27 protein-coding genes are annotated in these 24,124 nt (G+C 69.1%); 12 read left to right on the top strand and 15 right to left on the bottom strand.

Annotated features, from left to right (window positions below):
* Window positions 1–9 precede the first annotated feature (9 nt).
* Complete coding sequence (locus ACFYTS_RS16820) at window positions 10–669, bottom strand: SRPBCC family protein (RefSeq protein ID WP_387305044.1); 660 nt, start codon at window positions 667–669, stop codon at window positions 10–12.
* Window positions 670–672: 3 nt separating this feature from the next.
* On the bottom strand, window positions 673–2,376 hold the full coding sequence (locus tag ACFYTS_RS16825) for a thiamine pyrophosphate-binding protein (RefSeq protein ID WP_387305047.1): 1,704 nt from the start codon (window positions 2,374–2,376) through the stop codon (window positions 673–675).
* Between the two features lie 193 nt (window positions 2,377–2,569).
* Between ACFYTS_RS16825 and ACFYTS_RS16830 the strand changes: the two genes are divergently transcribed.
* From ACFYTS_RS16830 to ACFYTS_RS16840, 3 genes are all read left to right on the top strand, one after another.
* Window positions 2,570–3,085 carry an EXLDI protein gene (locus ACFYTS_RS16830; RefSeq protein ID WP_357274571.1) on the top strand — a complete coding sequence of 172 codons (516 nt, stop codon included), beginning with the start codon at window positions 2,570–2,572 and terminating at the stop codon, window positions 3,083–3,085.
* A 118-nt stretch (window positions 3,086–3,203) separates the two neighbouring features.
* Window positions 3,204–4,163, top strand: coding sequence for an ATP-binding cassette domain-containing protein (locus ACFYTS_RS16835; protein ID WP_387305050.1), 960 nt, complete (start codon window positions 3,204–3,206; stop codon window positions 4,161–4,163).
* Window positions 4,160–4,930, top strand: a complete 771-nt coding sequence (locus ACFYTS_RS16840) for an ABC transporter permease (protein WP_387305052.1) — start codon at window positions 4,160–4,162, stop codon at window positions 4,928–4,930. The genes ACFYTS_RS16835 and ACFYTS_RS16840 overlap by 4 nt, the downstream gene beginning before the upstream one ends.
* On the opposite strand, the gene ACFYTS_RS16845 is transcribed toward ACFYTS_RS16840, so the two are convergent.
* The 3 genes from ACFYTS_RS16845 to ACFYTS_RS16855 all read right to left on the bottom strand — a co-directional run bounded on the left by ACFYTS_RS16845 (window position 4,927) and on the right by ACFYTS_RS16855 (window position 6,943).
* The gene (locus ACFYTS_RS16845) at window positions 4,927–5,652 is read right to left on the bottom strand and encodes a zf-HC2 domain-containing protein (RefSeq protein WP_357274564.1); all 726 of its coding nucleotides are present in this window, start codon (window positions 5,650–5,652) and stop codon (window positions 4,927–4,929) included. The two genes, ACFYTS_RS16840 and ACFYTS_RS16845, sit on opposite strands and share 4 nt — an antisense overlap.
* Entirely contained in the window at window positions 5,649–6,155 is a 507-nt protein-coding gene (locus ACFYTS_RS16850; protein ID WP_387305055.1) for a sigma-70 family RNA polymerase sigma factor, read from the bottom strand. Before ACFYTS_RS16850 ends, ACFYTS_RS16845 begins: the two co-directional genes overlap by 4 nt.
* Window positions 6,156–6,328: 173 nt before the next feature.
* A complete protein-coding gene (locus ACFYTS_RS16855) occupies window positions 6,329–6,943 on the bottom strand; it encodes a YqgE/AlgH family protein (protein WP_357274560.1) in 615 nt (204 codons plus the stop codon).
* Window positions 6,944–7,067: 124 nt separating this feature from the next.
* On the opposite strand from ACFYTS_RS16855, the gene ACFYTS_RS16860 reads away from it, so the two are divergent.
* The gene (locus tag ACFYTS_RS16860; protein ID WP_357274558.1) at window positions 7,068–7,829 is read left to right on the top strand and encodes a lysophospholipid acyltransferase family protein; all 762 of its coding nucleotides are present in this window, start codon (window positions 7,068–7,070) and stop codon (window positions 7,827–7,829) included.
* Between the two features lie 3 nt (window positions 7,830–7,832).
* Here ACFYTS_RS16860 and ACFYTS_RS16865 read toward each other — a convergent pair whose 3' ends face one another.
* Window positions 7,833–8,156, bottom strand: coding sequence for a GNAT family N-acetyltransferase (locus ACFYTS_RS16865; protein ID WP_357097358.1), 324 nt, complete (start codon window positions 8,154–8,156; stop codon window positions 7,833–7,835).
* A 98-nt stretch (window positions 8,157–8,254) separates the two neighbouring features.
* Here ACFYTS_RS16865 and ACFYTS_RS16870 point away from each other — a divergent pair, with 98 nt between their 5' ends.
* The gene (locus ACFYTS_RS16870) at window positions 8,255–9,370 is read left to right on the top strand and encodes a glycerate kinase (protein WP_387305058.1); all 1,116 of its coding nucleotides are present in this window, start codon (window positions 8,255–8,257) and stop codon (window positions 9,368–9,370) included.
* Here the strand turns inward: ACFYTS_RS16870 and ACFYTS_RS16875 are convergent.
* Window positions 9,367–9,723 (bottom strand): winged helix-turn-helix transcriptional regulator, encoded by a 357-nt coding sequence (locus ACFYTS_RS16875; protein WP_379272881.1) that lies wholly within the window; start codon window positions 9,721–9,723, stop codon window positions 9,367–9,369. The genes ACFYTS_RS16870 and ACFYTS_RS16875 overlap by 4 nt on opposite strands.
* A gap of 138 nt (window positions 9,724–9,861) precedes the next feature.
* Between ACFYTS_RS16875 and ACFYTS_RS16880 the strand changes: the two genes are divergently transcribed.
* Window positions 9,862–10,794: an NAD(P)-dependent oxidoreductase gene (locus ACFYTS_RS16880; protein WP_387305060.1), complete on the top strand. Its 933-nt coding sequence runs from the start codon at window positions 9,862–9,864 to the stop codon at window positions 10,792–10,794.
* Here ACFYTS_RS16880 and ACFYTS_RS16885 read toward each other — a convergent pair.
* The 5 genes from ACFYTS_RS16885 to ACFYTS_RS16905 all read right to left on the bottom strand — a co-directional run bounded on the left by ACFYTS_RS16885 (window position 10,722) and on the right by ACFYTS_RS16905 (window position 13,975).
* Window positions 10,722–10,925 carry a helix-turn-helix transcriptional regulator gene (locus ACFYTS_RS16885; protein WP_387305175.1) on the bottom strand — a complete coding sequence of 68 codons (204 nt, stop codon included), beginning with the start codon at window positions 10,923–10,925 and terminating at the stop codon, window positions 10,722–10,724. The genes ACFYTS_RS16880 and ACFYTS_RS16885 overlap by 73 nt on opposite strands.
* Window positions 10,926–10,953: 28 nt before the next feature.
* Complete coding sequence (locus ACFYTS_RS16890; RefSeq protein ID WP_387305062.1) at window positions 10,954–11,805, bottom strand: ABC transporter permease; 852 nt, start codon at window positions 11,803–11,805, stop codon at window positions 10,954–10,956.
* Entirely contained in the window at window positions 11,802–12,731 is a 930-nt protein-coding gene (locus ACFYTS_RS16895; RefSeq protein WP_357274548.1) for an ABC transporter ATP-binding protein, read from the bottom strand. Before ACFYTS_RS16895 ends, ACFYTS_RS16890 begins: the two co-directional genes overlap by 4 nt.
* Before the next feature lie 160 nt (window positions 12,732–12,891).
* On the bottom strand, window positions 12,892–13,329 hold the full coding sequence (gene aroQ / locus ACFYTS_RS16900; protein WP_357274546.1) for a type II 3-dehydroquinate dehydratase: 438 nt from the start codon (window positions 13,327–13,329) through the stop codon (window positions 12,892–12,894).
* Window positions 13,330–13,357: 28 nt separating this feature from the next.
* Complete coding sequence (locus ACFYTS_RS16905; protein WP_357274544.1) at window positions 13,358–13,975, bottom strand: hypothetical protein; 618 nt, start codon at window positions 13,973–13,975, stop codon at window positions 13,358–13,360.
* A 337-nt stretch (window positions 13,976–14,312) separates the two neighbouring features.
* On the opposite strand from ACFYTS_RS16905, the gene ACFYTS_RS16910 reads away from it, so the two are divergent.
* Window positions 14,313–15,989: an NTF2-like N-terminal transpeptidase domain-containing protein gene (locus ACFYTS_RS16910; RefSeq protein ID WP_357274542.1), complete on the top strand. Its 1,677-nt coding sequence runs from the start codon at window positions 14,313–14,315 to the stop codon at window positions 15,987–15,989.
* 7 nt (window positions 15,990–15,996) lie between these two features.
* Here ACFYTS_RS16910 and ACFYTS_RS16915 read toward each other — a convergent pair whose 3' ends face one another.
* From ACFYTS_RS16915 to ACFYTS_RS16925, 3 genes are read right to left on the bottom strand one after another with little or no spacing between them, the layout of a single operon-like run.
* Complete coding sequence (locus tag ACFYTS_RS16915) at window positions 15,997–16,380, bottom strand: DUF3054 domain-containing protein (RefSeq protein WP_357274540.1); 384 nt, start codon at window positions 16,378–16,380, stop codon at window positions 15,997–15,999.
* Between the two features lie 50 nt (window positions 16,381–16,430).
* The gene (locus ACFYTS_RS16920) at window positions 16,431–17,585 is read right to left on the bottom strand and encodes a YbhN family protein (protein ID WP_387305066.1); all 1,155 of its coding nucleotides are present in this window, start codon (window positions 17,583–17,585) and stop codon (window positions 16,431–16,433) included.
* Between the two features lie 4 nt (window positions 17,586–17,589).
* On the bottom strand, window positions 17,590–19,107 hold the full coding sequence (locus ACFYTS_RS16925; protein WP_357275868.1) for an adenylate/guanylate cyclase domain-containing protein: 1,518 nt from the start codon (window positions 19,105–19,107) through the stop codon (window positions 17,590–17,592).
* A gap of 226 nt (window positions 19,108–19,333) precedes the next feature.
* Here ACFYTS_RS16925 and ACFYTS_RS16930 point away from each other — a divergent pair, with 226 nt between their 5' ends.
* The 5 genes from ACFYTS_RS16930 (at window position 19,334) to ACFYTS_RS16950 (ending at window position 24,080) form a co-directional block, all read left to right on the top strand.
* Window positions 19,334–20,626, top strand: coding sequence for an AI-2E family transporter (locus ACFYTS_RS16930; RefSeq protein ID WP_387305069.1), 1,293 nt, complete (start codon window positions 19,334–19,336; stop codon window positions 20,624–20,626).
* Window positions 20,610–21,800 carry a MacS family sensor histidine kinase gene (gene macS / locus ACFYTS_RS16935; RefSeq protein ID WP_357274536.1) on the top strand — a complete coding sequence of 397 codons (1,191 nt, stop codon included), beginning with the start codon at window positions 20,610–20,612 and terminating at the stop codon, window positions 21,798–21,800. The genes ACFYTS_RS16930 and macS overlap by 17 nt, the downstream gene beginning before the upstream one ends.
* Before the next feature lie 14 nt (window positions 21,801–21,814).
* The gene (locus tag ACFYTS_RS16940) at window positions 21,815–22,477 is read left to right on the top strand and encodes a response regulator (protein WP_387305073.1); all 663 of its coding nucleotides are present in this window, start codon (window positions 21,815–21,817) and stop codon (window positions 22,475–22,477) included.
* A 106-nt stretch (window positions 22,478–22,583) separates the two neighbouring features.
* On the top strand, window positions 22,584–23,228 hold the full coding sequence (locus tag ACFYTS_RS16945; protein ID WP_357275863.1) for a DUF1707 domain-containing protein: 645 nt from the start codon (window positions 22,584–22,586) through the stop codon (window positions 23,226–23,228).
* Between the two features lie 42 nt (window positions 23,229–23,270).
* Entirely contained in the window at window positions 23,271–24,080 is an 810-nt protein-coding gene (locus ACFYTS_RS16950) for an alpha/beta fold hydrolase (RefSeq protein ID WP_387305076.1), read from the top strand.
* Window positions 24,081–24,124: the final 44 nt, after the last annotated feature.

Below are 24,124 nucleotides of genomic sequence, written 5' to 3' on the forward strand. Positions count from 1 at the left end.
GGCGCGTCCTCATTTCATCCAGGCGGGCTTGATGGGTAGCCCGTGCGAGGCCCGGTACTCCGCGATGCCCCGGAGGTTGTCGAGCTCCAATTGGTGCCCGGCGGAGAACATCTCCCAGAAGTCGCCCACCCACACCTTGCGCTTGTCGGGCGCGGTGTCCTTGCAGGGGTTCTTGTCGTAGAACGGGTGATGGCAGTTCGTCCACAGCACCACCGAGCCCGGCTTGTCGAACACCACCTGGGCGTCGACCACCCGCATCAGATAGACCATCCACAGGTGCTCGCGCTGATCCCAGGCGCAGTGGTAGTCCACGGTCATGGCTTCGGGATTGGCCACCGTGCGGGTGTAGATCCGGGTGTTGTCGCCCAGCCGGTCGTAGGACTCCCACAGTCCGGGTTCCTCGGTCTCGGTGAATCCGCGCAGGCTGTAGGTCCACTCCTCCAGGCACCGGGTGTCGGCGAGGTACTCGTACAGGTCCCGGGGCGGGGCGTCGATATAGCCCTGGACCGGGCAGAAGTCGCCGAAGATCTGGTCGTGGGGGTACACCGAGCGGAGCATGTCCAGGATGATCGGGGTGGTGGCGTCGCGATCGGAGTTCTCGATCCGCAGCACGCCGGGCACGACCGCGTCCGGAATGTCACTGAGGGCGGGCAGGGCACGGGTGGTCACGGATTACCTCCTGGGTGGCGTCAGGAACGGTGTGAACGGCGGGATTTCGTCGGGATCGCAGTCGATCGCGACGAACGACGGACCCGGGCGGTCGAGGCAGTGCCGCAGCGCCGCGGCGAGCTCGGCCCGGTTCTCCGGTGCGTGGGTGCACAGATCCGGGAACATGGCGGCCATCCCCGCGCCCGGATACGCGGGACGAAATCGGTTGAAGCTGTACCGATCCCCGTAGTACAGCTGTTCGCGGGTGACGCACATGGCGTGCGCGTTGTTGTTGAGGACGATGAAGGTGATCGGCAGCCGGTGCTCGACGGCGGTGTGAATCTCCATGCCGTGCATGAAGAACGCCCCGTCCCCGGCGATCACGAAGGTGCGCCGCGGGCCGCCGTCGGGGCGGTGGTGGCGGGCGAACGCGGATCCGATGCCGGCCCCGAACGCGTACCCCATGCCGCCCATGCCGAGCGCCACCGTGAACCGGCCGCCGCGCGGCAGCCGCAGGTGATGCACCACGGCCGCACCGGTATTGCCCGCATCGGCGAACACGTCCGCGCCTGGCGGCAGGGCGTCGTTGATGATCTCGACCACCTCGCGATACCGCAGTCCGGGACCGTGTGCGGGCGGGACGGGCAGCGGCGTGAGGGCGGGCTCGCGGTGCGGATGGGGTCGCAGCGGAATGATCCGGGCGGTGTTCTCGGCCGGGGCGGAATCCAATTCGGCGATCAGCTCGTTGAGCGTCTTGGACAGGTAATTGCTGTGCGCGTGGGCGGCGGGCAGGTACGGCGGCAGCGCGCCGACGCTCGCCAGCGGCACGGCCGCCAGCGCGTCCTCCATACCCGCCCGGGCGGTGACCGGCATACGGGTGCCGATCAGCAGGCACAGGGCGGCGCCCTGCAGCGCGTCGAGCAGTTCCGGATTGCCCATGCTGCCGGAGACGCCGCAGAACCCCGGGTCGGCGTGGTGGTAGACGTCCTTGGCGTCGGGCGCGACCCCGACGGCCGCGTCCAGCCGGGCGGCGAAGCGGGCCAGTTCGTCGCGGGCGTCGTCGCGGGCCACCTGGTCCCCGGCGATGATCACGATCTTGCCGAGGGCCCGGGCGCCGCGCACGATGTGCACCACCCGCCACAGGCTCTCGATCTCCCGGCGGTAGTCGCGCGAGGGCGGCACGAAATCCGGGATGACCAGGTCGGCCTGCTGAATATCTTTGGGCAGCAACAGGACCGCGGGGCCACCGCGGCGGGCGGCGGTGACGGCGTGGGCGAGGTGCGCGGGCAGGTCGGCGGGAGCCTCCACCCGCGCGCAGTACTGCGAGATCGGCGAGTACAGCGCGACCGCGTCGAAGCTGCCCGCCTGCCCGCTGGAGTCCTGGAACGCGCCCCGGCCCTCCAGCGCGGTCGGGGGCTGGCCGATCAGGGCCAGCACCGGCACCCGGGAAGCGAAGGATTCGGCGAGCCCCGCGACCAGGTTCACGGCCCCGCCGCCGGACGTCGCGCAGACCACCCCGAGACCCGAGGTGGAGCGCGCGTAGCCGTCGGCCATGGTGGCCGCGCCGAACTCGTGCTTGGCGACGACCGCGGTGATCAGGTCGCGCTGTTCGTAGGCCGCGTCGTACAGGTCCTCGATATTGGCGCCGCCGACCCCGAACAGGTGCCGTACGCCCAGCGTCGAGATCGCCTGGACCAGCCGGTCCGCGACCCGTGTACCGCTATGCATGGGCGATTCCTTTCGGTGGTCGCCACCGGTGACCGAGTACCGCTCACTCGGGATACGAAATCCGGGTAGCCAGCGGTTCAATCCTGCTGCTCGACTGCCGGTGTTCGTGGGGTTTCAGGGGTGAAGTCCCTGAGAGTTCCGAGAGTTGGATCAACTCTTGCCGTGTATGTATACGTCTACGTATAGTTGGGTCATGCCGAACAAGACGATCTACGTTTCCGATGACGACCTCACACTCTTTCAGCGGGCTCAGGAGTTGGTCGGGGGCAATCTCTCGGGGGCGATCGTGACGGCGTTGCGGCGCTTCATCGAGCTCGAGGAGGGCCGCCAGCAGGGCTACGACGAGGTGGTCCTCAAGGTCGGCAAGGACGGGATCCGGCAGGTTCGATTCTCCGCCACCCTGCTGACCGACTGGCACCAGGTGACCAATGAGCGCATCGAGGACATTCGGGTGTACCGCACACGCAAAGGCGCGTACGCGGTGCACAGCCACTTCTCCAACTGGTCGGAGTTCCCGGCCGACACCAACATCCTCAAGGACTGGCGGCAATGGCGGCGCTTCCTCGGTGTGGGGGAACAGAATTGGGGAGACTTCACCCTCGAGGTCTTCGACACCGTGCAGGAGCTGAGGGGCAAGATCCCGGATCGGCTCTACGCCCGCGTTATCGACGCCACCGAACATCCGAACGTCGAGGACCTCGACATCTGATTCGACAATCCGTGTAACACAACCGAACAGCTGTAACCGACAACCTTGACCGCAAGCCTCGGCGGTCACGGCGTAGATGACGCATGCATTCATGCCTATTAATTGATGAGAGGGAGACATGAACCTCGAACCCGGTCCGGCGGCCATCAGCGTCACCGGCCTGTGCAAATCCTTCGGCGAGCAGATCGTGCTAGACCGCATCGACTTCACCGTGCCCGCGGGCAGCGTGTTCTCGCTGCTCGGGCCCAATGGCGCGGGCAAGACCACCACCGTGGAGATCTTGTCCACGCTGAAGCGGCCCGACGGCGGCGAGATCAGCGTCGGCGGGCACGATCCGGTCACCGATCCCGGCGGGGTGCGGTCGGTCATCGGGGTCACCGGCCAGTTCTCGGCCGTCGACGAACTGCTCACCGGGCGGGAGAATCTCCTGCTGATGGGGGACCTGCACCAGCTGCCGCGCGCCGAGAACCGCAGGCTCGCAGCGGAACTGCTGGCCACCTTCGATCTCGAGGAATCCGCCGACAAGATCGCGTCCAGCTACTCCGGCGGTATGACGCGGCGACTCGATCTGGCCATGACGCTGGTCGGCGATCCGCGCATCATCTTCCTCGACGAACCCACCGTCGGATTGGATCCGCGCAGCCGCCGGGCCATGTGGGACATCATTCGCGACCTCACCGCGCGGGGCGTCACCATCTTCCTCACCACCCAGTACCTCGAAGAAGCCGATCAGCTGGCCGATCGCATCGCCGTGCTGCATCAGGGGCGGCTGGTGGCCGAGGGCACGGCGGATCAGCTCAAGCGCATGGTGCCGGGCGGATATATCCGGCTCGACTTCCTCGAACGCGGTGAATTCGACTCCGTCGCACAGTTGTTCGGCGACGCGGCGCGGGTCAACGGTGATCTCACGCTGGCCATTCCGAGCGACGGCGCGGTGCGCTCGGTCCGCGAGGTGCTCGACCGGCTGGACGCGGCGCGGGTGGAGCCCGCGGGACTGTCCGTGCACACCCCCGACCTCGACGATGTCTTCCTGGCCCTCACCGGCGGCCACGCTTCCATCGAGGAGAACCTGAAATGAGCACTCTCACCACGTCGTTCGCCGATTCCAAGACGATGCTGCGGCGGAATCTGGTGCACGCCAAGCGGTATCCGGGCATGACCTTCGCGCTGGTCATCATGCCGGTGGTGCTGCTGCTGTTGTTCAACTTCGTATTCGGCGGCGCGCTGAAGTCCGCCACCGGCGGCCGGTACATCGACTATCTGACGCCCGGCATGATGCTGCTGATCCCGGCCTACATGGTCGCGGGCATCGCCGTCGGGGTGTCCACCGATATGACCAAGGGCATCATCAATCGCTTTCGCACCATGCACTTCTCGCATCCGTCGGTGCTGACCGGGCACGTGGTGGGCACCTGGATCCAGGGCATGGCCGGGGTGGTCGTGATGACGCTGGCCGCGGTCGCCATCGGCTTCCGGCCGCACGCGAACGCGCTGGAATGGCTGGCGGCGTTCGGACTGCTCGGGCTGATGGTGTTCGCGGTGAACTGGCTCGGCGCGGGCTTCGGCCTGGTCGCCCAGACTCCGGAGAGCGCCTCCAACCTGCCCATGCCGATCATGCTGCTGCCCTTCCTCGGCAGCGGGCTGGTGCCCACCGACACCATGCCCGCCGGGGTGAAGCAGTTCGCCGAGTACCAGCCGTTCACGCCGATCACCGAAACCCTGCGCGGGCTGCTGATGGGCGGGCCGATCGGGCACAACGGGGCGCTCGCCATCGGCTGGTGCGTGGTGATCACCGTCGCCGGATACTTCTGGGCCACCACGACTTTCCGTCGCAAGACCGCCTAGAGCCCGGCCGCCATCAGGACCTTGCCGGACAGGTTGCGGATCTCCACCGTCTTCAACTGCTCCGGCGAGGCCGACGCGGTGCCGTCCAGGGTCAGGCTCTGGCCCGACTTGACCGTCCACTCGGCGAGTTTGGACTGCACGCCGTCGACGCGGGTTACCCACATCGTCAGCGTCCACGCGTACACCTCGTCCTTCTCGTCGGACGGCGGGTAGGCGCACCACATGTCCACCCGGGTCTGGCCGTTGATCGACACCACCTTGAAGGTGGCCTGCATCGGGGTGTCGGTCTGCGGCTTCAGCGGTCCCTGCGCCACCACCTGCTGCACCACCGCCGGACGGTCGGATCGGTCGACGGTCGCGGTCACCGGCACCGCCACGGCCACCGCCGCGGCCGCCGCCGCCACCGCCGCGCCGATCGACCGCCGGCGGCCGCGCCGGCGGCTCGCCAGCGCCCGGTTCGCCAGGGCGGGCAGCAGGCGTTCGGGCGGCGGCGGCACGCTCGCGGCCGGATCCTCCTGCGCCGCAATCGACAGCGCGGTCTCCGGGTCCACCAGGGCCAGCAGGCCGGGCAGTCCCGCCAGTTTCGACACGGCCGCGCGGCAGGTGTCGCATCCGGTCAGATGCTCCTCGTACTCGCGGCGGTCGTCCCGGGTGAGAGCGCCGAGCACATATGCGCCATCCCACGTGGTGTAGCCATCGCACAGCTCATGGCCCTCGGTCATCTCGTCACCCCCATCTCCTGCAGCACCAATCGCAACGCCCGCATGCCGTAGTGCATGCGCGATTTGACCGTGCCCTCCGGAATCTCCAGTTCCCCCGCGATCTGATGCGTGGACAGGCCCCGGTAGTAGGCGCGGACGATCACCTCGCGGTGATCGACGCTCAGTCGCGCCAGCGCGTCCGCCACCAGCCACCCGTCCAGCGCCCGATCCGTCTTGTCCGGTTCGGGCACCTCCGGGGGGCGATCGGTGCGGAACTCGCGCCGGCTGCGCGCGCTGCGATGCTCGTCCACCGCCAGGTTACGGGCGACGGTGAACAGCCACGCCCGCGCGGAACTGGTGGACTGATCCAGCACAGTGGGCCGCTGCCAGGCGCGTAGCAGGGTCTCCTGCACGATGTCCTCGGCCCGGCCCGGATCTCCGACCAACCCGTAGGTGTAGCGCCACAGTGCGCCCGCGTGCTCCTCGTAGAGCGCCCGGAGCAGGGCGGCCTGGTCCTCCGGCATCGCGCTAACCCGCCTCTCCGCGACTCTCGCCGACGGCGGGGTGCCACATCGGTCGCGCACCGGACCGGCGGTGTGAAGCTGGCGTTCTGGGCGTACCCGGTGAGTTACCCATGGATCACCAGATCAGTTGTCGCGTTCGGGACGGCAGTGGGTGCCATACCGGATCCACGATCCTAGTTGCGTTCCAGTTCGATCGGGTGCGTCGCGAGGAGGGAGAGGGGGAGGGGTTGGCGGCGCAGGACGTGGGCCCAGAGGTCGACGCGGCCCGCCAGGGGGTCGGTGGGCAGAGCCGAGAGCACGATCCAGTCGCCGCGGTCCAATTCGCCTTGCAGCTGGCCGAAGGTCCAGCCCGCGTAGCCCGCGAAGACCCGGATGCCGTCGACCAGACCGTCGATCTGGTCGGGGTCGGAATCCAGGTCCACCAGGGCCACCCGGCCGTCGACCCGCCGCACGCCGGCCACCCCGGCGATGGACGCGCCCACCTTGATGGTGGCCAGGCAGAGTGCCGCATCGCGTTTCACGGGGCCGCCGATGTAGAGGGCGCGCGGCCCGGCAGCGAGTTCGGACCAGTTGGGGAGCACATCGTGCAGGGCGGTGTCGCTGGGCTTGTTGAGCACCACGCCCCAGGTGCCGCCGTCATTGTGCTCGAGGATGTAGACCACCGAGCGCCGGAAGGACGGCTCGGTCAGATCGGTTGCCGACACCAGCAGAGTTCCTGGCCGAACCACTTGGTCCTCATGCCGGAATTCGCGTCGAGATCGGTCACCGTGTTCCTCTGCACGTGCCACTCAGTCATCATCGCACTGAGACTGGGTAATTGCGTTGCTTAATTTGCCGGTTACCCTTTTGTGCCGTCGGGGGGCGGAAGAACTTGTCCCGCATACCTTGCGGTTGGTAGCTAGGGTGGGCGCTATGGAACGCCCCGAGGTCATCCTCGAGAACGCCGATATCGTGTACGACTTCTACCGTGACCATCAGCAGAACCTGCTGAAGGCGAAGGCGGCCTACTGGCTGCTGGGTCGTCGCTACCGGCCCCGCGTGACCTATGCGGCCGGGGCGCGGGAGAAGTTGCGCGAGTTGATCTCCCAGCGGCGTCCGCTGCTCATCGCGGTGAACCACCTCTCCCAGCTGGATCCGTACACGGTCGCCGCCGCGGCCTGGCGCAGCGCCTTGCGGCCGGTCATCGGACGCACCCGGGTGCTGGCCAAGGACGAGCTGTTCACCGAGCCCAAGCTGCGCGAACGCATCGACATGATGGGCGGGATCCCGGTGTTCCGCGGCAAGGACCACGGGCTGCGCGCGGTCAACGCGGCTGGGCAGCGCATGATCGACATCTGCGCCGAGCGCATGGCCCGCGGGGACGGGATCGCGGTGTTCCCGGAGGGGACCTGCAACGATGTCGACCCCACCCAGGTGCAGACCATCGGAAGCGGCATCGGGCACATCGCCTTCCGAGCCAAGAAGCTCGGCGCCGAACCGGCGCTGGTGAGCCTCGGGCTCAGCTACGGACCGCGCCTGGATCCGGCGGTGGAGCCCACCAAGGAGGAGGCGTACTCGGCCAGCTTCTACTTCGGGGTGCCGGTCGCCGGGCTGCCCGCCAAACCGGCCGAGATCACCCGGGTGGTCCGCGACGAACTGCAGGTCGCGCTGGACGGAGCGGTGAAGGAGTACTAGGCGTCAGTGCTGCGGCAGATTGAGCCGTTCCCGGGACCAGTGCGGCACCAAAGCCAGGTATTCGGGCCGGGATTCGACGAAGTGGTGCACCATCGGGCACAGCGGCAGGATCCCGAACCCGGCGTCCCGGGTCTGATCGAGCGCGCCCTGCACCAGCTTGCGCCCGTACCCCTGCCCCTCGAACTGGGGATAGATCTCGGTGTGCACGAAGGCCCGCTCATTGGCGGTGTCCTGATACGCCGCGACCCCGGCGAGGTAATCGTCGATATACAACTCGAACCGCTCCAGCGCGGAATTCTTACGGACCTCGATCGACTGACTCGGCATGCGTGCGACGCTAGTTCCCCGGCCCTGGCAATTTGTCCGTTTGGTCGAACCGTGTCGCCTGGCGTGTCGCTTTCCGCCGCAGCGATCACACTGGACGCATGACGGACCCACGGCCGCGCCGGGTGCTGCTCGCCCCGGACAAATTCAAGGGCTCACTGACCGCCGCACAGGTGGCGGACGCACTCGCGGCGGGAATCACCCGCGCCGACCCGGGCGCCGAGGTGCGGCGCTCACCGGTGGCCGACGGCGGCGACGGGACCGTGGACGCCTTCGTGGCGGCGGGCTGGGAGCGGATCGAGGTCGACAGCTTCGGGCCCACCCTCGCGCCGGTGACCACCTCCTACGCGGTGCGCGGTCGGTCCGCCGTGGTGGAGCTGGCCGCGGTGAGCGGGTTCGCGAAACTGCCGGACAGGCAACCGGATCCCCTGCACGCCAGCACCTACGGCGTGGGCGACGTGATCGGTGACGCGCTCGACCGGGGTGCGCGCGACATCGTGCTCGGATTGGGCGGCAGCGCCTCCACCGACGGCGGCGCGGGCCTGCTGCAAGCCCTCGGCCTGCGCATCCTCGATGTCGACGGCCACGAATTGCCCTGCGGGGGAGCGGCTCTCGCGCGCGCCGTACGCGTGGACCGCAGCGATCTGCATCCCGGCCTGGCCGATGCGACCGTGACCCTGGCCAGCGATGTGGACAACCCGCTGCTCGGACCGGACGGCGCGGCCGCCATCTACGCCCCGCAGAAGGGCGCGGACCCCGAGCAGGTCACCACTCTCGAAGCAGCACTGAAGAATTGGGCCGCCGTGCTCGGGCCGGAATGGGCGGACCGGGCGGGTGCGGGCGCGGCGGGCGGCACCGGATTCGGGGCGCTGGCCGCTCTCGGCGCGCGACTGCGCCCGGGCATCGAGCTGATCCTCGACCTCATCGACTTCCCGGCCCAGCTGAAGGACGCCGACCTGGTCGTCACCGGGGAGGGCTCACTGGACGCGCAGAGCCTGTCCGGCAAGGCCCCGATCGGGGTCTGCCGCGCGGCCCGGGCGGCGAGCCTGCCGGTCATCGCGGTCGCGGGCCGGGTGCGGCTGACCCCGGACCAGGTGCGGGGCGCCGGATTCGAGGCGGCCTACGCGCTGTCGGAATTGGAGCCCGACCCGGCCCGCAGCATGGCGGATGCCGCGGATCTACTGGAACGGATCGGTGAGCGGATCGGCGGAGCCTAGGCGGACGGGGTGAGCGCGCGGCCGGGAATCCGGTTCCGATTGCGGTCGCCCCACTCCTCCAGCGGTCGCAGGGCCGCGCTGAGCTCCTGGCCCAGCTCGGTCAGCGAATACTCCACGCGCGGTGGGATTTCCGGGAAGATCTCCCGGTGCACCAGACCGCTCGCCTCCATCTGCCGCAGGTTCTCGGTGAGCACCTTCTCGCTCACGCCGGTCAGCAGTTGCCGGATCTGCCCGAAGCGCTGCGTGCCCTCGGCCAGCACCCACATCAGGTGCAGTTTCCATTTGCCGCCGACCGCGCCGATGGCGATGGACATGCCGCACACCTCGTGATCCCCGTCACCACCGGTACTCATCGCGCCCTCCTGACCAGATCGCCAACTTCCAGGTAAGCAACCGCACCCGCGGGTGCGGTCTTCCCGAGGCTACCGATCCCGGGCCACCATCGATTCCGGCGCGCCACCACAGAACAGCCGAAATCGAAGGGGTACAGCATGTCCGATCAGCGCAATTCCGTCACCGTCATCGGCCTGGGCCCGATGGGCCGGGCGATGGTGAAGGCATTCCTGAAGGCCGGGGTCGAGGTGACGGTCTGGAACCGCAGCCCCGAGAAGGCGGACGCCATGGTCGAGCTCGGGGCGAAGCGGGCGGGCACCGTCGCCGAGGCGCTCGACGCCAACGAGGTGACGGTGCTCAGCCTCACCCACTACGCGGCCATGTACGACGTTCTCGGGCCGGACGCGGATCGCCTGAGCGGCAAGGTGATCGCCAACCTGTCCTCGGATTCACCCGAGCAGGCGCGCCGGGGCGCGGCGTGGGTGCGGGAGCGCGGCGCCGAATTCCTGTCCGGCGGCGTCATGTCGGCGGGCAACAATATCGAGCACCCGGCGTCGTACATCTTCTACAGCGGCCCGCGCGCGGTCTTCGACCCGCACGCCGAGCTGCTGCGCCCACTCGGCCCGCAGGAATACCTGGGCGCGGATGACGGTCTGGCCCAGGTCTTCTACCAGGGCCTGCTCACCATCTTCCATCCCTGGCTGCTGGCCTTCGACCAGGCCACGGCCATGATCGCCCGGGCAGGCCACGACATCGCGCAGTTCGTGCCGTTCGCGGTGCGCTCCAATGCCGCCTTCCCGTACTTCATGGAGCAGTTCTCGGTGCGGAACGCGAGCGGCGGCTGGGCCGACCTGGCGGGGCTGCGCATGATGGACGCGGGCGCCCAGCACGTCATCGACGCCAGCGAGGAGGCCGGCGTGGACGCCACGCTCTCGCACACCGCCCAGGAGTTCTGGCGCCGGGCGGTGGCCGCCAGCCTGGCGGCCGGGAACCCGGTGTCGACCTATGAGCTGATGGCTCAGGCGGTTTCGGAGCCGATGCGCGGGAACGGGGCGGTGGAGAAGATGATCTCCACCGGCACCTCGAAATAGGTCGCCAGCCGCAGCGCCAGGTGCAGGCTCGGGCTGTACTCGCCGCGCTCCAGATAGCCGACCGTCTGATAGTGCACGCCCAGGGCCTCGGCCAGTTCCCGCCGCGAGATACCGCGCTCGGCCCGCAACATGGCGATCCGGTTGTAGATGACCTCGCTGTTAGTAGGCACGCGCCATGGCCCTCTCGCGGCGGGCCGCCACCGCCGCACCCGATTCGCGGCGGGCCATGCGGCGCAACACCATCGGCGCGATCAGGATGCCCGCGACTGCCCACGCGCCCAGCACCGCGACGGTCTCCAGGTGCCGCCAGGAGTGGGTCAGCTCCACCACCGAAGCACTGTCGGGCAGCATGGCCGAGCGCATGCCCAGGCCCATCCAGTAGATGGGGAACACCTGCGCCACCGCTTGCAGCCAGCCGGGCAGGCCGGTGATGGGGTAGAAGATTCCGGAGATCGCCACGAGACCCATGATGGGGAACGAGACGAAGCCGATGCTGCGCGGGCTGTCGAACGCCGAGCCGATGATCGCGCCCAGCGGCAGGCACGCCAGCAGACCGAGCGCCAGGATGCCGATCAGGGTGGCCCACGCGCCGACGCTGTCCAGGCTCACCCCGCCGATGGCGAACAGGCCGAAACCGAGGATCAGCGCCACCTGCACCACGGTGACGCCGGAGACCGCGGTGACCTTGCCGATCAGATAGCCCAGCATCCCGTTGGGAGTGGCCTTGGCGCGCAACAGGGTCCCGTCCTCGCGATCCATGGCCAGGCCCTGGGCGATGCCGAACATGCCGGTGAAGGCGACCAGCATGCCGAGCACGCTGGGCAGCGCCAGCGCGCCCAGGCCGACGCCGGTGCCCTCGAAGTCGCCGTGCCGCATGAAGAACACCGCGACCATGGTGGCCACCGGCCAGAAGAACTGCGAGAAGATGTCCATCCCGTTGGTGAGGGTCTGCACCACTTCGATGCGCCCGCGCCGGAGCCCGGCCCGGATCGCCATGGTCGTCGGGTTCATCGGGCCACCTCTTCCAAACTGTGCAATTCGATGTCGCCCTGGCCGGATTCGAACCGCTGGACCAGGGTCATGTAGGTGTCCTCGAGCGAGGCGCGGCGCACCTCGAGCTCCTCCACGGCCTCGCCGAACTGCTTGAACAGCTCGTGGACGAACTTGGTGGACTCGGTGGTGGTGTGCACGAAGCGCTGCCCGTCGCGGGTCCACTTCACCTCGGCCTCACCCGCGATGCGGCGGGAGAGCTGATCGGCGGAGCCGTCGGCGATGATGCGGCCGCCCGCCAGGATCAGGATGCGGTCGGCCAGCTTCTCGGCCTCGTCCAGATCGTGGGTGGTGAGCAGGATGGTGGTGTGGTCGTCGTCGGCGAGACGGTGCACCAGGTCGTGGAATTCACGGCGCGCCTGCGGATCGAAGCCCGCGGTCGGCTCGTCCAGGAACAGTAGTTCGGGGCGGCCGACGATGCCGATGGCCACGTCCAGGCGGCGACGCTGGCCACCGGACAGGGTCATCACCTTGGCGTCCGCGTGCTCGGTGAGGCCGACGGCGGCGATCAGTTCGTCTGTGTCCCAGGGCCGTCGGATGGCGGGGGTGGAGTAGGGCGCGTAGAACATGCCCAGGTAGTCGAGGAGTTCGCGCACCCGCCATTTGCCGTGGTCGCGCCACGATTGCAGCACCACGCCCAGGCGCGCCCGCCAGGCTTCGCCGCCGTGCGCGGGGTCGGTGCCGAGCACCTCGACCCGGCCCGCCGAGCGCATGCGGAAGCCCTCGAGGATCTCGATGGTGGTGGTCTTGCCCGCGCCGTTGGGACCGAGCAGGGCCAGCACCTCGCCGCGATGCGCCTGGAAACCGACCTCGTGCAGCACGTCGCGCGTGCCGTAGCGCATGCGCAGATTCTCGACGTCGAGTACGACGTCCTCGCCGACCGTCATGACACCCCTCGGTAGTAGAAGACGGATCGTATGTAGCATAACTACTACATTTTGAGGTGCTCAAGCTATGTGTCCAGAACGTGAAAAAGGGCCCGGCTCTGGGGAGAGCCGGGCCCTTCGTCGAAGGATTCGCGCCGATCGGCGCGTGCTGGGGAACCGGTCAGCGCGTGCTGAGGAACTCGATGGCAGCCGCGTAGCCCTGGATGCCCATGCCCGCGATCACCGCGGTCGCGATCGGGGACACGAACGAGTGGTGCCGAAACTCCTCGCGGGCGTGCACATTGCTGATGTGCACCTCGACGATCGGCACCTCCGGGATCACCAGCGCGTCCCGCAGCGCCACCGAGGTGTGGGTGAGCCCGCCCGGGTTGATGACGATGCCGGACTCCACACCGCGGGCGGCGTGGATGCGGTCGATCAGCGCGCCCTCGTGATTGGACTGGAACGCCACGATCTCGCGATCGAACCGGGCCGCGGTCTTGCGGCACAGTTCGACCACATCGTCGAGCGTGTCGGCCCCGTACACCTCGGGCTGACGGGTGCCCAGCATGTTCAGATTGGGGCCGTTGAGCACCAGGATCGGACCGGTAGCAGGCATGCGCCCACTCTATCGGCCGGTCCGGCGATCACAGGCCGCGCGGTCCCTCCGTCCGCAGATCGTCGACTTTGCGCATGGCCGTGCGCAATTCCCCGAGCCACTCCTCGGCGTGCTTGCCGGCCAGTTTGACCGTCCAGGCCAGCGCGTCGGAGCGGGAGCGGGCGACCCCGGCGTCGACGAGGGTGTCGAGCACCTTGCGCTCGGGCTGGCGCAATCGGGTCATGACCGGTACGGCCAGATGGGTGAACATGATTCGCTCGCCGTCCACGAGCACGCCCCAGGCGACATTGCGGCCGTAGCGGGCCTGCGCCTCCTGGGCGATCTGCATGCGGGCGGGCCGGGTGGACTCCCGGAAGCGGGCGAGCAGGCCCTCGCGGGTGGCCTGCGGGACGCCGGCCGGGGCCGCGTCGGCGGCGGGGGCGTCCGCGCCGGGTTCGGCGGCGGGGGCGGATTCGGCTGGGGGGAGGGGGAGTTCGCCGAGGACGACGATTTCGTCGCGATCGACCTCGAGGGTTGCGGGACCGGTGAACCAGTCGGCTGGCAATCTGCCAGCGAACCAGTCGGGGGCGTCCGAGACGTCAGGGAGGTCGGCCTGCTGCCAACCGCCGGTGCGTCCGAAGCCGGGTCCACGATGTCCGTGTCTCATGTTGGTCACACTCACTTACGGCATGGAGTTGTAATGCTGATTACAACGTTACGTCGAAATTGAGGGCGTGGGTTCCGCTCTGGGAGAACGGGGTCTCGAGGCATGGTCACGAATCGCGCGCGGGGCTGTCACCAGTGAGAACCGAATGGTCTGCCGAGTCTCGAACACGCCAGTGCTGTAACCGACCGGTGATCATGTAACTGGTCCCTGCTGAACGATTTCGGCACTATGGTGATGCTCAGTATGTGCGCACCTGGTGGAGAAGGTGGCGCCGCGGCGTTCGGAGCGCGGTACCGTGGACCTGATGCTGATGTGGCCAGAGTGAAGAGTGGGCGATATGGATGTGTGGGGATCCCGCCGCTTCCGAGTTCGGGGTGCGATCGCACTCGCGGGTGTGGCGGCCGTCGCGATCGCGATGGGGTCGTGTGGGTTTCGGGACAAATCGACGGGCGCGGAGAACGTGGTCGAACAGTTCACCTCGCTGATCGACAAGAAGGACTACGACGGAGCGTCGCGACTGACCTCCTATCCGGCGGGCGCTTCGGCAACGCTGAAGCAAGTTTTCGAGGGCCTGGGGTCGGGTAAGCCCGACTACCGCGTGACCCAGTTCATCAAACTGGACGGTACGACTGGCCTCTTCTCCATGACCGGCGCCTGGAACTTCGGCGAGAACCGGAACTGGAAGTACGACCTCAACGGCACCGTCCGCAAACTCAGTGTGGGCTGGCGCATTTCGTGGGATCCCGCCCTGGTCATGCCGCAGCTCGACGCCAAGCGGACCGCCAAACTGGTCCGCACCGAGGCCCACCCCTCCCCGCGGGTGAACGACATCGTCGGCCAGCCGCTCATGACCGAGCAGACCATCAATGTGGTCAAGCTGGACCCGGCCAAGATCGCCGACCCGGTCGCCTCGACCAACGCGCTCGCCGCCGCCATCGCCCCCGTCGCCCCGCTCATCGACGGACCGGCCCTGATGCAACAGCTTTCGGCCGCGCAGGGCAAACCCATCACCGCGGTCAACCTGCGCGACGGCGACTTCGCCATCCTCGAACCGCGCATGGCCCCGATCCCGGGCGTGGTGCTGGAGAAGCAGCCCAAGCTCATCTCCGCCGACCGCCGGGTGTGGTCGCCCATGCTCGACGCGCTCACCAAGGTGTGGGACGAGAACCGCGACAGCCACTCCGGCTGGGGCGTGCAGCTGTTCGAGCCCGATGGGGCCATGGTCACCCAGCTCGCCGGGGAGCAGGGCCCGCCAGGACCCGACGTTCCGGGCACCATGGACCAGCACCTGCAGCGCGCCGCCGAGGACGCCGCGGTGAGCACCGGCTCGCCGACCTCCATCGTCGCCATCCAGCCCTCGAGTGGGGCCCTGGTCGCGGTCGCCCAGAACAGTCAGGCCAGTGAGCGCGGCAATATCGCCTTCACCGGGCTGTACCCGGTCGGCGGCATGATCGAGCTGTTCAAGAATGTCGCCGCGGTCACCAAACACAAAGCGCCGCAAGATGTCTCGGTCGGCGACGCCGCCGACGCGGCCAGCCTGCTCGGCATCGGCATCGACTTCCGGGTGCCCGGCCTCGACGAGACCACCGGCCGTCTGCCCACCGGGAAGAACACCGCCGAGAACGTCGGCCGCGGCAATGCCGCCGACTCACTGCTGGCCAGCCCCTGGGGCATGGCCATCGCGGCGGCCGCGGTCGCGCGCGGGCAGGTGCCCAAGCCGATGATCGCCATCGGCCAGCCGGCCACCACCGAGGCCGACCTGGCCGCGCTGCCGCCGGAGGCCACCGACCGCTTGCGCGCCATGCTGCACGACGGTGGCGGCGCGCCGGAGATGGCCGCCCTCGGCCGGTATCGCGATGTCCAGGTCTACAGCGCCACCACCGGCAACAACGGGTGGCTGGTCGCGACCCTCGGGGATCTGGCCTTCGCCATCCACATCGAGGATCCCGACAGCGGCGACCTCACCGCTCGGGTGGCCGCCCGGCTGTTGCAGTCGCTGGCCACCCCGGACTAGCGGCGGTTCAGCGGGAGGACACCGCCTGCGCGGCCGCGCGCCAGCCGACCAGGAACAGCCCGAGGACGGTCGCGGCCACGATGACGAAGCTGACCGCGACGCCCTGACCCGACACCGCGCGCAGCAGCATGCCGCCCGCCAGCGTGCTCAGCCACACGATCACGCCGGTCGGCCACACCGTGCGGCCGTCGAAACGCCGTGCCGCCGAGACGCCTTCCCGGCCCGCCGCCACCGCCGCCGCGAGCACCCAGCCCAGCAGCAGCCCGGTGCCGAACGGCCAGAACGTGCGCAGCAGGCCCGCGGCGATCGCCTCGTCGTGACTGCGCCGCCCGATCGCGCAGAACACGATCACCAGGGCGACATCCACGACGAAGGGCACGAGTTTCTTCACGCGGGACAGGCTATCGGGCCGCCCGCGAACGCTCGTGCAGGGACACCACGCTAAAGATCCGGGGCGGCGGGGGAGCCCGGGTCCGCGGGAGGCGCGGCGCGGCGGCGGTCCGTGACCAGCGAATTGCCGCGCTCCTCGAACTCCTTCTCCAGTTCGGCGTCACCGGCCTGCGGCTTGCGGAACAGGAACAGGAAGACGATCCAGCCGACGATCGCCACCAGGATGAAGCTCACCAGCCGGTAGAGGAAGGCGGCGGCCACGGCCTGCGCGGCGGGCAGCCCGGCCGCGGCGGTCAGCGAGTAGATGAGGGTGGCGTCCACGTAGACGATGCCGCCGGGAGCCAAAGGAATGGTGCCCACGGCCTTTCCGGCCGCGAAAGCCAGCATGAGCGCCGCCCAGCGCGGGTCCGCGCCCACCGCGTAGCAGGCGAATCCCAGGCAGGCGACGTCGGCGAGCCGGTGTACCAGTGCCCAGGCCACCACCCACGCGCCATCGCGTTTGCCCAGGTCCACCGATTCCAGCTGGGACATGATCTCCTCGATCTTGTCCATGCCGTCGTCCGCGGGTCTGCGTCTGATCCGGTTGACCAGGTGCAGGATTCGCTGCAGCAGGCCCTGCACCCCGTCCGGGTGCCGGGACACGTAGTTCACCGCCCAGATCAGCAGCGCGACCGTGCCCAGCGTCAAGATCACCTTGGCCGGACCCACCCGGTCCCCGGCCAGCACCGTGCCGAACAGGCCCAGTAGCGCCAGCCCCGCCGCCGCCACCACGCCCGACATCACCAGCTGCCAGGACGCCACGATCGGGCTCGCTCCCCAGCGGCGGGTCTGGCGGTAGGTGAAGGCGGTCGAGAACACCTGACCGGCGGGCAAGGTCAGCGACATACCGGTGGAGCCGTACACCACCGACACCGACTTGCGCTGACTCACCTCCACGCCGCCGGCGTGCAGCAGCTGTTTCTGGATGCGACCGAACCCGGACATGGAAACCGCCTGCATGAGGATGCAGGCGGCGACCCAGCCCCCATGTATTTCGGTGAGGTTCTTCCAGGATTCGTGCAGGCGGGGATATAGGTAAATGCCCTCGGAAATCAGCAGTCCCACGAGCGCGGCGCCCAGCACCCATTTGGCCCACCAGAATCTGCCACGGCGCGCGTTGTCCGCGGGCGGCGTGGGTTCGCCGTCCAGCTCACCATGGGCCGTCACGTCGTCAGCCTAACGAACTCGCCGCCGCCTCGTCTGCAGCAGCGGGGTCGGTGCTTTCCCGCGGCCACGCCAGCCGGGTTTTCCGGCGGCGGCCACGCAGTTGCACTTCTTCTCCGGTCTGCCAATGCCGCTGTTCGTTCTCATCGGCGAAGAACAGGGCACTCGACGAGGTCAGGACGCGTTCGGGCCGATCTTTCGCGAGTTCGGTCAGACGCGACGCCTCGTTCACCGGATCGCCGATCACGGTGTATTCGAAACGATTTGCACCGCCGATATTCCCAGCCACCGCGAGCCCGGCCGAGACGCCGATCCCGATATCCAGGCCGACCACCTCGCGCAGGGCTTCACGCAGTTCACGGGCCGCGGCCAGGGCCGCGGTCGGCGCGTCGGGGCGATCCAGCGGCGCACCGAAGATGGCCAGCGCGGCGTCGCCCATGAATTTGTTGATGAGCCCGTGATGGCGGTCGATGACATCGACCACGACCCGGAAGAACTCGTTGAGCAGGCTGACCACTTCGGTCGGCGGGCGTTCCGCCGCGGTCGCGGTCGAGCCGACCATGTCCACGAACAGGACCGCCACGAATCGGGTTTCACCGCCGAGTTCGGTGCCGTACTCCAGGGCGCGCCGGGCCACATCCTCGCCGACATGCTGACCGAATAATTCCTGCAGTTCCCGGCGTTTCGCGGCCTCGCCCATCATTCGGTTGAAGCCAACCTGCAGCAGCCCTATCTCGGAGCCGTCGAAAACTTCCACCTGCACATCCCGGGCGCCTTCCTGCACCCGGTCGATGGCCTGGCTGAGCTGGCGGATCGGATCGGAAATGGACGAGCCGGTGAGCATGGAAAGCGCCAGCGCCTGCATGATCACCACGCCGCACAGCAAGAGAATCGAGACCGCCAGCGACTGCGCGGAAAATTGGACGCGAGAAGAAATCTGGGTGACGCACAGCAGCACGATGGCGATGGTCGGCGCGAAGGTGCCCATCCCCCAGGTCATGGCCATCCGGGTGCCGACACCCGCGGTCAGGGTGTGGTCGAAGGCCCCCACGGTCAGCGCCTCGGCCGCGACCGGCCGCAGAATCCGTTCCCCCAGCATGTAGGTGAAGCCGAAAACGATGGTGGCGGCCATACATTCGGTGACGATCACCGCCGCCGCCAGCTCCGGGGTGCGCACGATGATCAGCGAGGCCAGCACCGCGCCGCCGATCAGCCACAACACCAGATGCACGATGGCCTGCCGCAACGGGGCGTGCAGCGCCGCCATCTGCTCTTGCCGCGACGGCGGCCCGCCCCGCATCTGCCACCGCATCACCGGCCGCAGCATCAGCGCCGACGCCGTCACGCTCAGGAATCCGCCGATCACGAAGACCAGCGCGGGCACCAGCAGCCCGGTCTCGCGGGTCGCGCTGGTGCCGCCCTCCGGCACCGGCAACCCGTACTCGATGAACGCCCACACCAGGACAGCGCCGAACGCGTTGGCCGCGAGCATCGAAGCTAAGTACAGCGGCCAGCGGGTATGCATGGTCTGTTTGACCGCTTCCAGGGGCGCTGACACGAGCTCCAATCTAGCGGTGCTCGATTGCCCTCCGCTTCGCTGCGGGCGGGTTCGCGGCGCTGGAGGTCTCGTCGGTCCAGAACGAGACGCGCCGCGAACCTCCATGGAATCGCCTGAGATAGGCAGGTCGGAACGGTGTTTCCCGACACGCGCCTAGGACCGGGAGCCGTGCGGGCACAGTAGGCTCGCCGGTGTGAGCGAGGAGCAGGCACTGTCCAGCAGATCCGACGAGCCCGGCGGAGTACGGCGGCGCGACGCGGAGGCTGTGCACCCGCTCGTCCGGCAGACCGCGGAATGGAGCTGGCGGCTGCTCCTCATTCTCGCGGCGGTGGTCGCGGTCGCGTATCTGGCACGGCGGCTGTCCACGGTGACGATTCCGATTTCCATCGCGCTGCTGGGCGCGGCTCTGATGGCGCCGCTGGTCAATTGGATGCAGCGGTTCGGGGTGCCGCGGGCCATCGGGGTGCTGGTCGCGCTGATCGGGTCGCTCGGGATCCTGGCCGGGATCATGACCTTCGTCGTGGAACAGTTCGTCTCCGGTGTGCCGCAGCTGTCCGACGAGTTCAAGACCTCCGTGCACCAGGTGCAGGACTGGCTGATCAACGGGCCGCTGCACCTGAGCAACGATCAGATCCGCAACGCCGGCGACACCATCGTCAAGACCGTCGAATCCAACAAGGACGCGCTCACCAGCGGGGCGCTCACCACCGCCACCGTCATCGGCGAATTCTTCACCGGCGCGTTCCTGACGCTGTTCATCCTCATCTTCTTCCTCTACGGCGGCGACCAGATCTGGGAGTTCTGCACCCGCATCGTCCCGACCGCGCACCGGGCGCGGGTGCGGGCTGCCGGACGGCTCGGCTTCGGCACCCTCACCGGCTTCGTCCGCGCCACCGTGCTGGTGGCGGCCGTGGACGCCATCGGCATCGGCGCCGGCCTGGCCATTCTCAATGTGCCGCTGGCGCTTCCGCTGGCCTCGCTGGTCTTCATCGGCGCGTTCATCCCCATCGTGGGTTCGTTCATCGCCGGCTCGGTGGCGGTGTTCATCGCCCTCATGACCAAGGGCCTGGTCACCGCGCTCATCGTGCTGGGCATCACGGTGGCGGTCATGCAGCTGGAAGGCCATGTGCTGCAACCGTTGCTGATGGGCCGCGCGGTGCGCATCCACCCGCTGGCCGTGGTGCTGGCCATCGCGGCGGGCGTGGTGCTGGCCGGGCTGGCGGGCGGCCTGCTGGCGGTCCCGTTCGTAGCGGTGCTCAATACCGCCATCCGCTCGCTGCTCGCCGATTCGCCGCAGGAGCTCTATCAGGAGCTGCACAGCGGCGACCCGGACAAACCGATGTTCAGCGCCGAACCCGACCGGCCCGACCCCGACCGGTACAAGATCCCGCTGCCGGCGGCCGCCGACGAGCGCCCGGCGATCCCCGCTCCGAAGCCCGCGGGCGGAACGGCGACACCGGGGACCGAGGGTGACACCGGGGCCTGAACCCGATCCCGCCTGGGGGGCGACCGCGCCGCTGTGGCGGGCGGTGCAGGCGTTCCGGCTGGTCACCCTGCTGTACGCGGTCGGCCAGCAGATCGCCTCGGTGCCGCACTACACCAATCAGCGGCTGAGCTGGGCGCTGATCGCCGTCATGGCGGTGTGGTCGGGCATTTCCGCGATCCTGTTGTCGCAGTGGCGGATCCGCCACGAGCCGCGGGTGCGCACCGGTGTGGTGATCGGCGACCACGTGGTGGTGATCGCCCTCATCTTCGCCACCCGGCTGGTCGCGCCGTACGACTGGTACCACGGCCACCAGACCCTGCCCACCACGCTGTGGGCCGCCAATGCCGTGGTCTCCGCGGCGATCCTGTGGGGACCGTTCGGCGGCATCTGCTCGGGGCTGCTGGTCTCCGCCGCCGTCATCACCGCCCGCGCCCAATGGGATGTCGATGTCTGGCGCGACGCCACGCTGCCGGTGCTGATCTCGGTGGGCCTGGCCCTGGGCCTGGCCTCCAACACCGCCCGCCGCGCCCACGCGCAGCTCCAGCGGGCCATCCGGCTCACCGCCGCCGCCCAGGAACGCGAACGGCTGGCCCGCCAGGTGCACGACGGCGTCCTCCAGGTGCTCAGCTACATCAAGCGGCGCGGGAACGAGATCGGCGGGCCGACAGCGGAACTGGCGCAGCGGGCGGGGGAGCAGGAGGTCGCGCTGCGGGTGCTCATCTCCGAACAGGGCGAACCCGCCGACGTCAGCGGGGTGGACGAGGACCTGCGGCCGCTGCTCACCGCGCAGACCACGCCGTCCGTCTTCGTCTCCACGCCCGGCGATCCGGTGCTGCTCGGGCACTGGGCGGCCCGCGAGGTCGCCGCGGCCGTCGCCGCCGCCTTGGCGAATGTGGTCCAGCACGCCGGACCGGGCGCGAAAGCCTATGTGCTGCTGGAGGATATGGGTGACGAGATCGTCGTGAGCGTGCGCGACGACGGTCCGGGTATTCCGCCCGGGCGGCTCGCGGAGGCCGAAGGGCAAGGGCGCATGGGTGTTTCGCGCTCCATCATCGGCCGGGTCGCCGCGCTCGGCGGCACCGCGCAGCTGCTGTTCGAGGCGGTACCCGAGGACGGCGACGAGGGGGCGGGCGCGGAATGGGAGTTCCGGATTCCCGTCGAACGGCCACAATGAGAGCGGAGGCGGACATGAGCGAAGTGGCGGACCGGATCACCGTGATGGTGGTCGACGACCACCCGATCTGGCGCGACGGCGTCGCCCGCGACCTGGCCGAGGCCGGGTTCGACGTGGTCGCCACCGCCGACGGCGTGCGCTCGGCCGGAGCCCGCGCCGCCGCCGTCCGCCCGGCCGTCGTGCTGATGGACATGCAGCTCCCCGACGGCAACGGCGCCGACGCCACCGCCGAGGTGCTGCGGGTCTCCCCGCGCACCCGGGTGCTGGTGCTGTCCGCGTCGGCCGAACGCGACGACGTGCTCGACGCCATCAAGGCCGGGGCCACCGGCTACCTGGTCAAGAGCGCCTCGGCCACCGAACTCCTCGACGCGGTGCACGCCACCGCCGCCGGCCAGGCGGTATTCACCCCCGGCCTCGCCGGACTGGTCCTCGGCGAATTCCGCCGCATCGCCAGCACCCCCGCCGACCGCGACGAACCCCACCGGCCCGCGCTCACCGACCGCGAGACCGAAGTGCTGCGGATGGTGGCGAAAGGCTTGTCCGCCAGGCAGATCGCCACCCGGCTGGGGCTGAGCCACCGCACCGTCGAGAACCACGTGCAGTCCACGCTGCGCAAACTCCAGCTCGGCAATCGCGTCGAACTGACCCGGTACGCCATCGAACAGGGCCTCGAGTAGGGGAGCGGTTCAGGGATTGCCCTGATGCGGTGACCGGTCCGGGCTCGCTAGCCTCGAAGACATGGGAGGTCCTGAAGCGGTTTCCGCGCTCGAGACCGGCACCGTGATCGGCGACCGGGATCTACGGGTATCTGATGTAGAACGCGAACATGTCGGCCGGCTGCTGCAGCGAGCGGTCGGGCTGGGCATGCTGTCGCTGGGGGAATTCACCGAGCGCATGGACACCGCGCTCGCGGCCAAGACCCGCGGCGAACTCAACGCGGTGCTGATCGATCTGCCGGGGGTCCGGCTGGTCGGGCAGCCCGCCCCCGCCGCGCCGCATTACGTGGCGCCGCAGCCCCGATTCGTGAGCGGGCCGCCGCGTCTGCCGCAACCCATGCCCGGCAATGTGATTCGCGCGCGCATGTCGAGCGTGCATCGCAGGGGCGTCTGGCACGTGCCGCCCAGCCTCGTGCTGAACAGCATGATGGGCAGCGTGCACCTGGACTTCACCCAGGCCGTCATGTCCACCCAGGTGGTGGAGATCCACGTGAACGACACCTGCAGCTCGCTGGAACTCATCCTGCCCGCCGAGGCGACCGTGGATCTCAATGCCATCGACCTGATCGGGTCCAGCGCCAACACCAAGGTGCGCAGCGGGCCGCCGATGGGTCCGTTGCACATCATCGTGCGCGGGAGCCTGCGATTCAGCTCCGTCACCGCCAAGCACCCGTTCGGGACCAACTGGAAGCGCTTCCTCAACGGGGCGTGAACCGGTCGGCGGGAGCCGGAGCCGGACGGTAGGGTCACGCCCATGGTGGAAGGCGTCCCGGCCCCCGAGGCAGTGCATCGAACCGGCCGCGGCGAACCGCTGCTGCTGTTGCACGGCGTCCTGCTCACCTGGCAGTCCTGGGGCGGCGTGCTCGACGACCTGGCCGCGAGCCACACCGTGCTCGCCCCCACCCTGCCCGGGCACTGGGGCGGACCCGAGGCGGCGCGTCCCGCCACCGTGACCGCCCTGGTCGACCACTGCGAACGGCTGCTCGACGAATCCGGTTGGGACACCGTCCATATCGCGGGCAACTCGCTGGGCGGCTGGATCGCCCTGGAACTCGCCGCCCGCGGCCGGGCCCGCTCCTGCACCGCCATCGCGCCCGCCGGACTGTGGCGCACCCCGGCCGCCGCGGATTCGCTGCTGCGCCGGTTCCGTGCCTTCGGGCCGCTCATCGGGCTGGGCCCCGGCCAGCAGCCGACCATGCCGTCCCTGCTGCGCAGCCTGCTGTTGCCGCTGCTCGCCTACCGGCCCGCCGCCGTGCCGAACCCGCTCGCCAAGGCCATGACCGCGGCCATCACCGAATGCGCCATCGTCGACGACCTCGCGACCGACCCCGAGCTGCCGGTGGGCTTCACCGGCCTCGCCGAGCTCGACGTCCCCACCACGATCCTGCTGCCCGAACACGACCGGGTGCTGCCGCCGCACGTCTACGCGCCCCTCACCCCCACCGCGGCCGTGCAGATCCGGCCGCTGCCGGACCTGGGCCACGTCCCCATGCTGGAAGCGCCCGACCTGATCACCGCCGAGATCACCGCGACCATCGCGCGCGCGGCCGCCCACTCCGCTTGACCGCTCGACTGCGACTCGCGTAGTAATCGCCCGGCACCCGGGTG

This window comes from Nocardia sp. NPDC004151 (assembly GCF_042874235.1).
Taxonomy (GTDB): Bacteria; Actinomycetota; Actinomycetes; order Mycobacteriales; family Mycobacteriaceae; genus Nocardia.

Coding starts and splice junctions, on each gene's coding strand:
- ACFYTS_RS16825 (WP_387305047.1), bottom strand. CDS start 2,376: ATGCATAGCGGTACACGGGTCGCGGACCGGCTGGTCCAGGCGATCTCG.
- ACFYTS_RS16830 (WP_357274571.1), top strand. CDS start 2,570: ATGCCGAACAAGACGATCTACGTTTCCGATGACGACCTCACACTCTTT.
- ACFYTS_RS16835 (WP_387305050.1), top strand. CDS start 3,204: ATGAACCTCGAACCCGGTCCGGCGGCCATCAGCGTCACCGGCCTGTGC.
- ACFYTS_RS16840 (WP_387305052.1), top strand. CDS start 4,160: ATGAGCACTCTCACCACGTCGTTCGCCGATTCCAAGACGATGCTGCGG.
- ACFYTS_RS16845 (WP_357274564.1), bottom strand. CDS start 5,652: ATGACCGAGGGCCATGAGCTGTGCGATGGCTACACCACGTGGGATGGC.
- ACFYTS_RS16850 (WP_387305055.1), bottom strand. CDS start 6,155: ATGCCGGAGGACCAGGCCGCCCTGCTCCGGGCGCTCTACGAGGAGCAC.
- ACFYTS_RS16860 (WP_357274558.1), top strand. CDS start 7,068: ATGGAACGCCCCGAGGTCATCCTCGAGAACGCCGATATCGTGTACGAC.
- ACFYTS_RS16865 (WP_357097358.1), bottom strand. CDS start 8,156: ATGCCGAGTCAGTCGATCGAGGTCCGTAAGAATTCCGCGCTGGAGCGG.
- ACFYTS_RS16870 (WP_387305058.1), top strand. CDS start 8,255: ATGACGGACCCACGGCCGCGCCGGGTGCTGCTCGCCCCGGACAAATTC.
- ACFYTS_RS16875 (WP_379272881.1), bottom strand. CDS start 9,723: ATGAGTACCGGTGGTGACGGGGATCACGAGGTGTGCGGCATGTCCATC.
- ACFYTS_RS16880 (WP_387305060.1), top strand. CDS start 9,862: ATGTCCGATCAGCGCAATTCCGTCACCGTCATCGGCCTGGGCCCGATG.
- ACFYTS_RS16885 (WP_387305175.1), bottom strand. CDS start 10,925: ATGTTGCGGGCCGAGCGCGGTATCTCGCGGCGGGAACTGGCCGAGGCC.
- ACFYTS_RS16890 (WP_387305062.1), bottom strand. CDS start 11,805: ATGAACCCGACGACCATGGCGATCCGGGCCGGGCTCCGGCGCGGGCGC.
- ACFYTS_RS16895 (WP_357274548.1), bottom strand. CDS start 12,731: ATGACGGTCGGCGAGGACGTCGTACTCGACGTCGAGAATCTGCGCATG.
- aroQ (WP_357274546.1), bottom strand. CDS start 13,329: ATGCCTGCTACCGGTCCGATCCTGGTGCTCAACGGCCCCAATCTGAAC.
- ACFYTS_RS16905 (WP_357274544.1), bottom strand. CDS start 13,975: ATGAGACACGGACATCGTGGACCCGGCTTCGGACGCACCGGCGGTTGG.
- ACFYTS_RS16910 (WP_357274542.1), top strand. CDS start 14,313: ATGGATGTGTGGGGATCCCGCCGCTTCCGAGTTCGGGGTGCGATCGCA.
- ACFYTS_RS16925 (WP_357275868.1), bottom strand. CDS start 19,107: ATGCATACCCGCTGGCCGCTGTACTTAGCTTCGATGCTCGCGGCCAAC.
- ACFYTS_RS16940 (WP_387305073.1), top strand. CDS start 21,815: ATGAGCGAAGTGGCGGACCGGATCACCGTGATGGTGGTCGACGACCAC.
- ACFYTS_RS16950 (WP_387305076.1), top strand. CDS start 23,271: ATGGTGGAAGGCGTCCCGGCCCCCGAGGCAGTGCATCGAACCGGCCGC.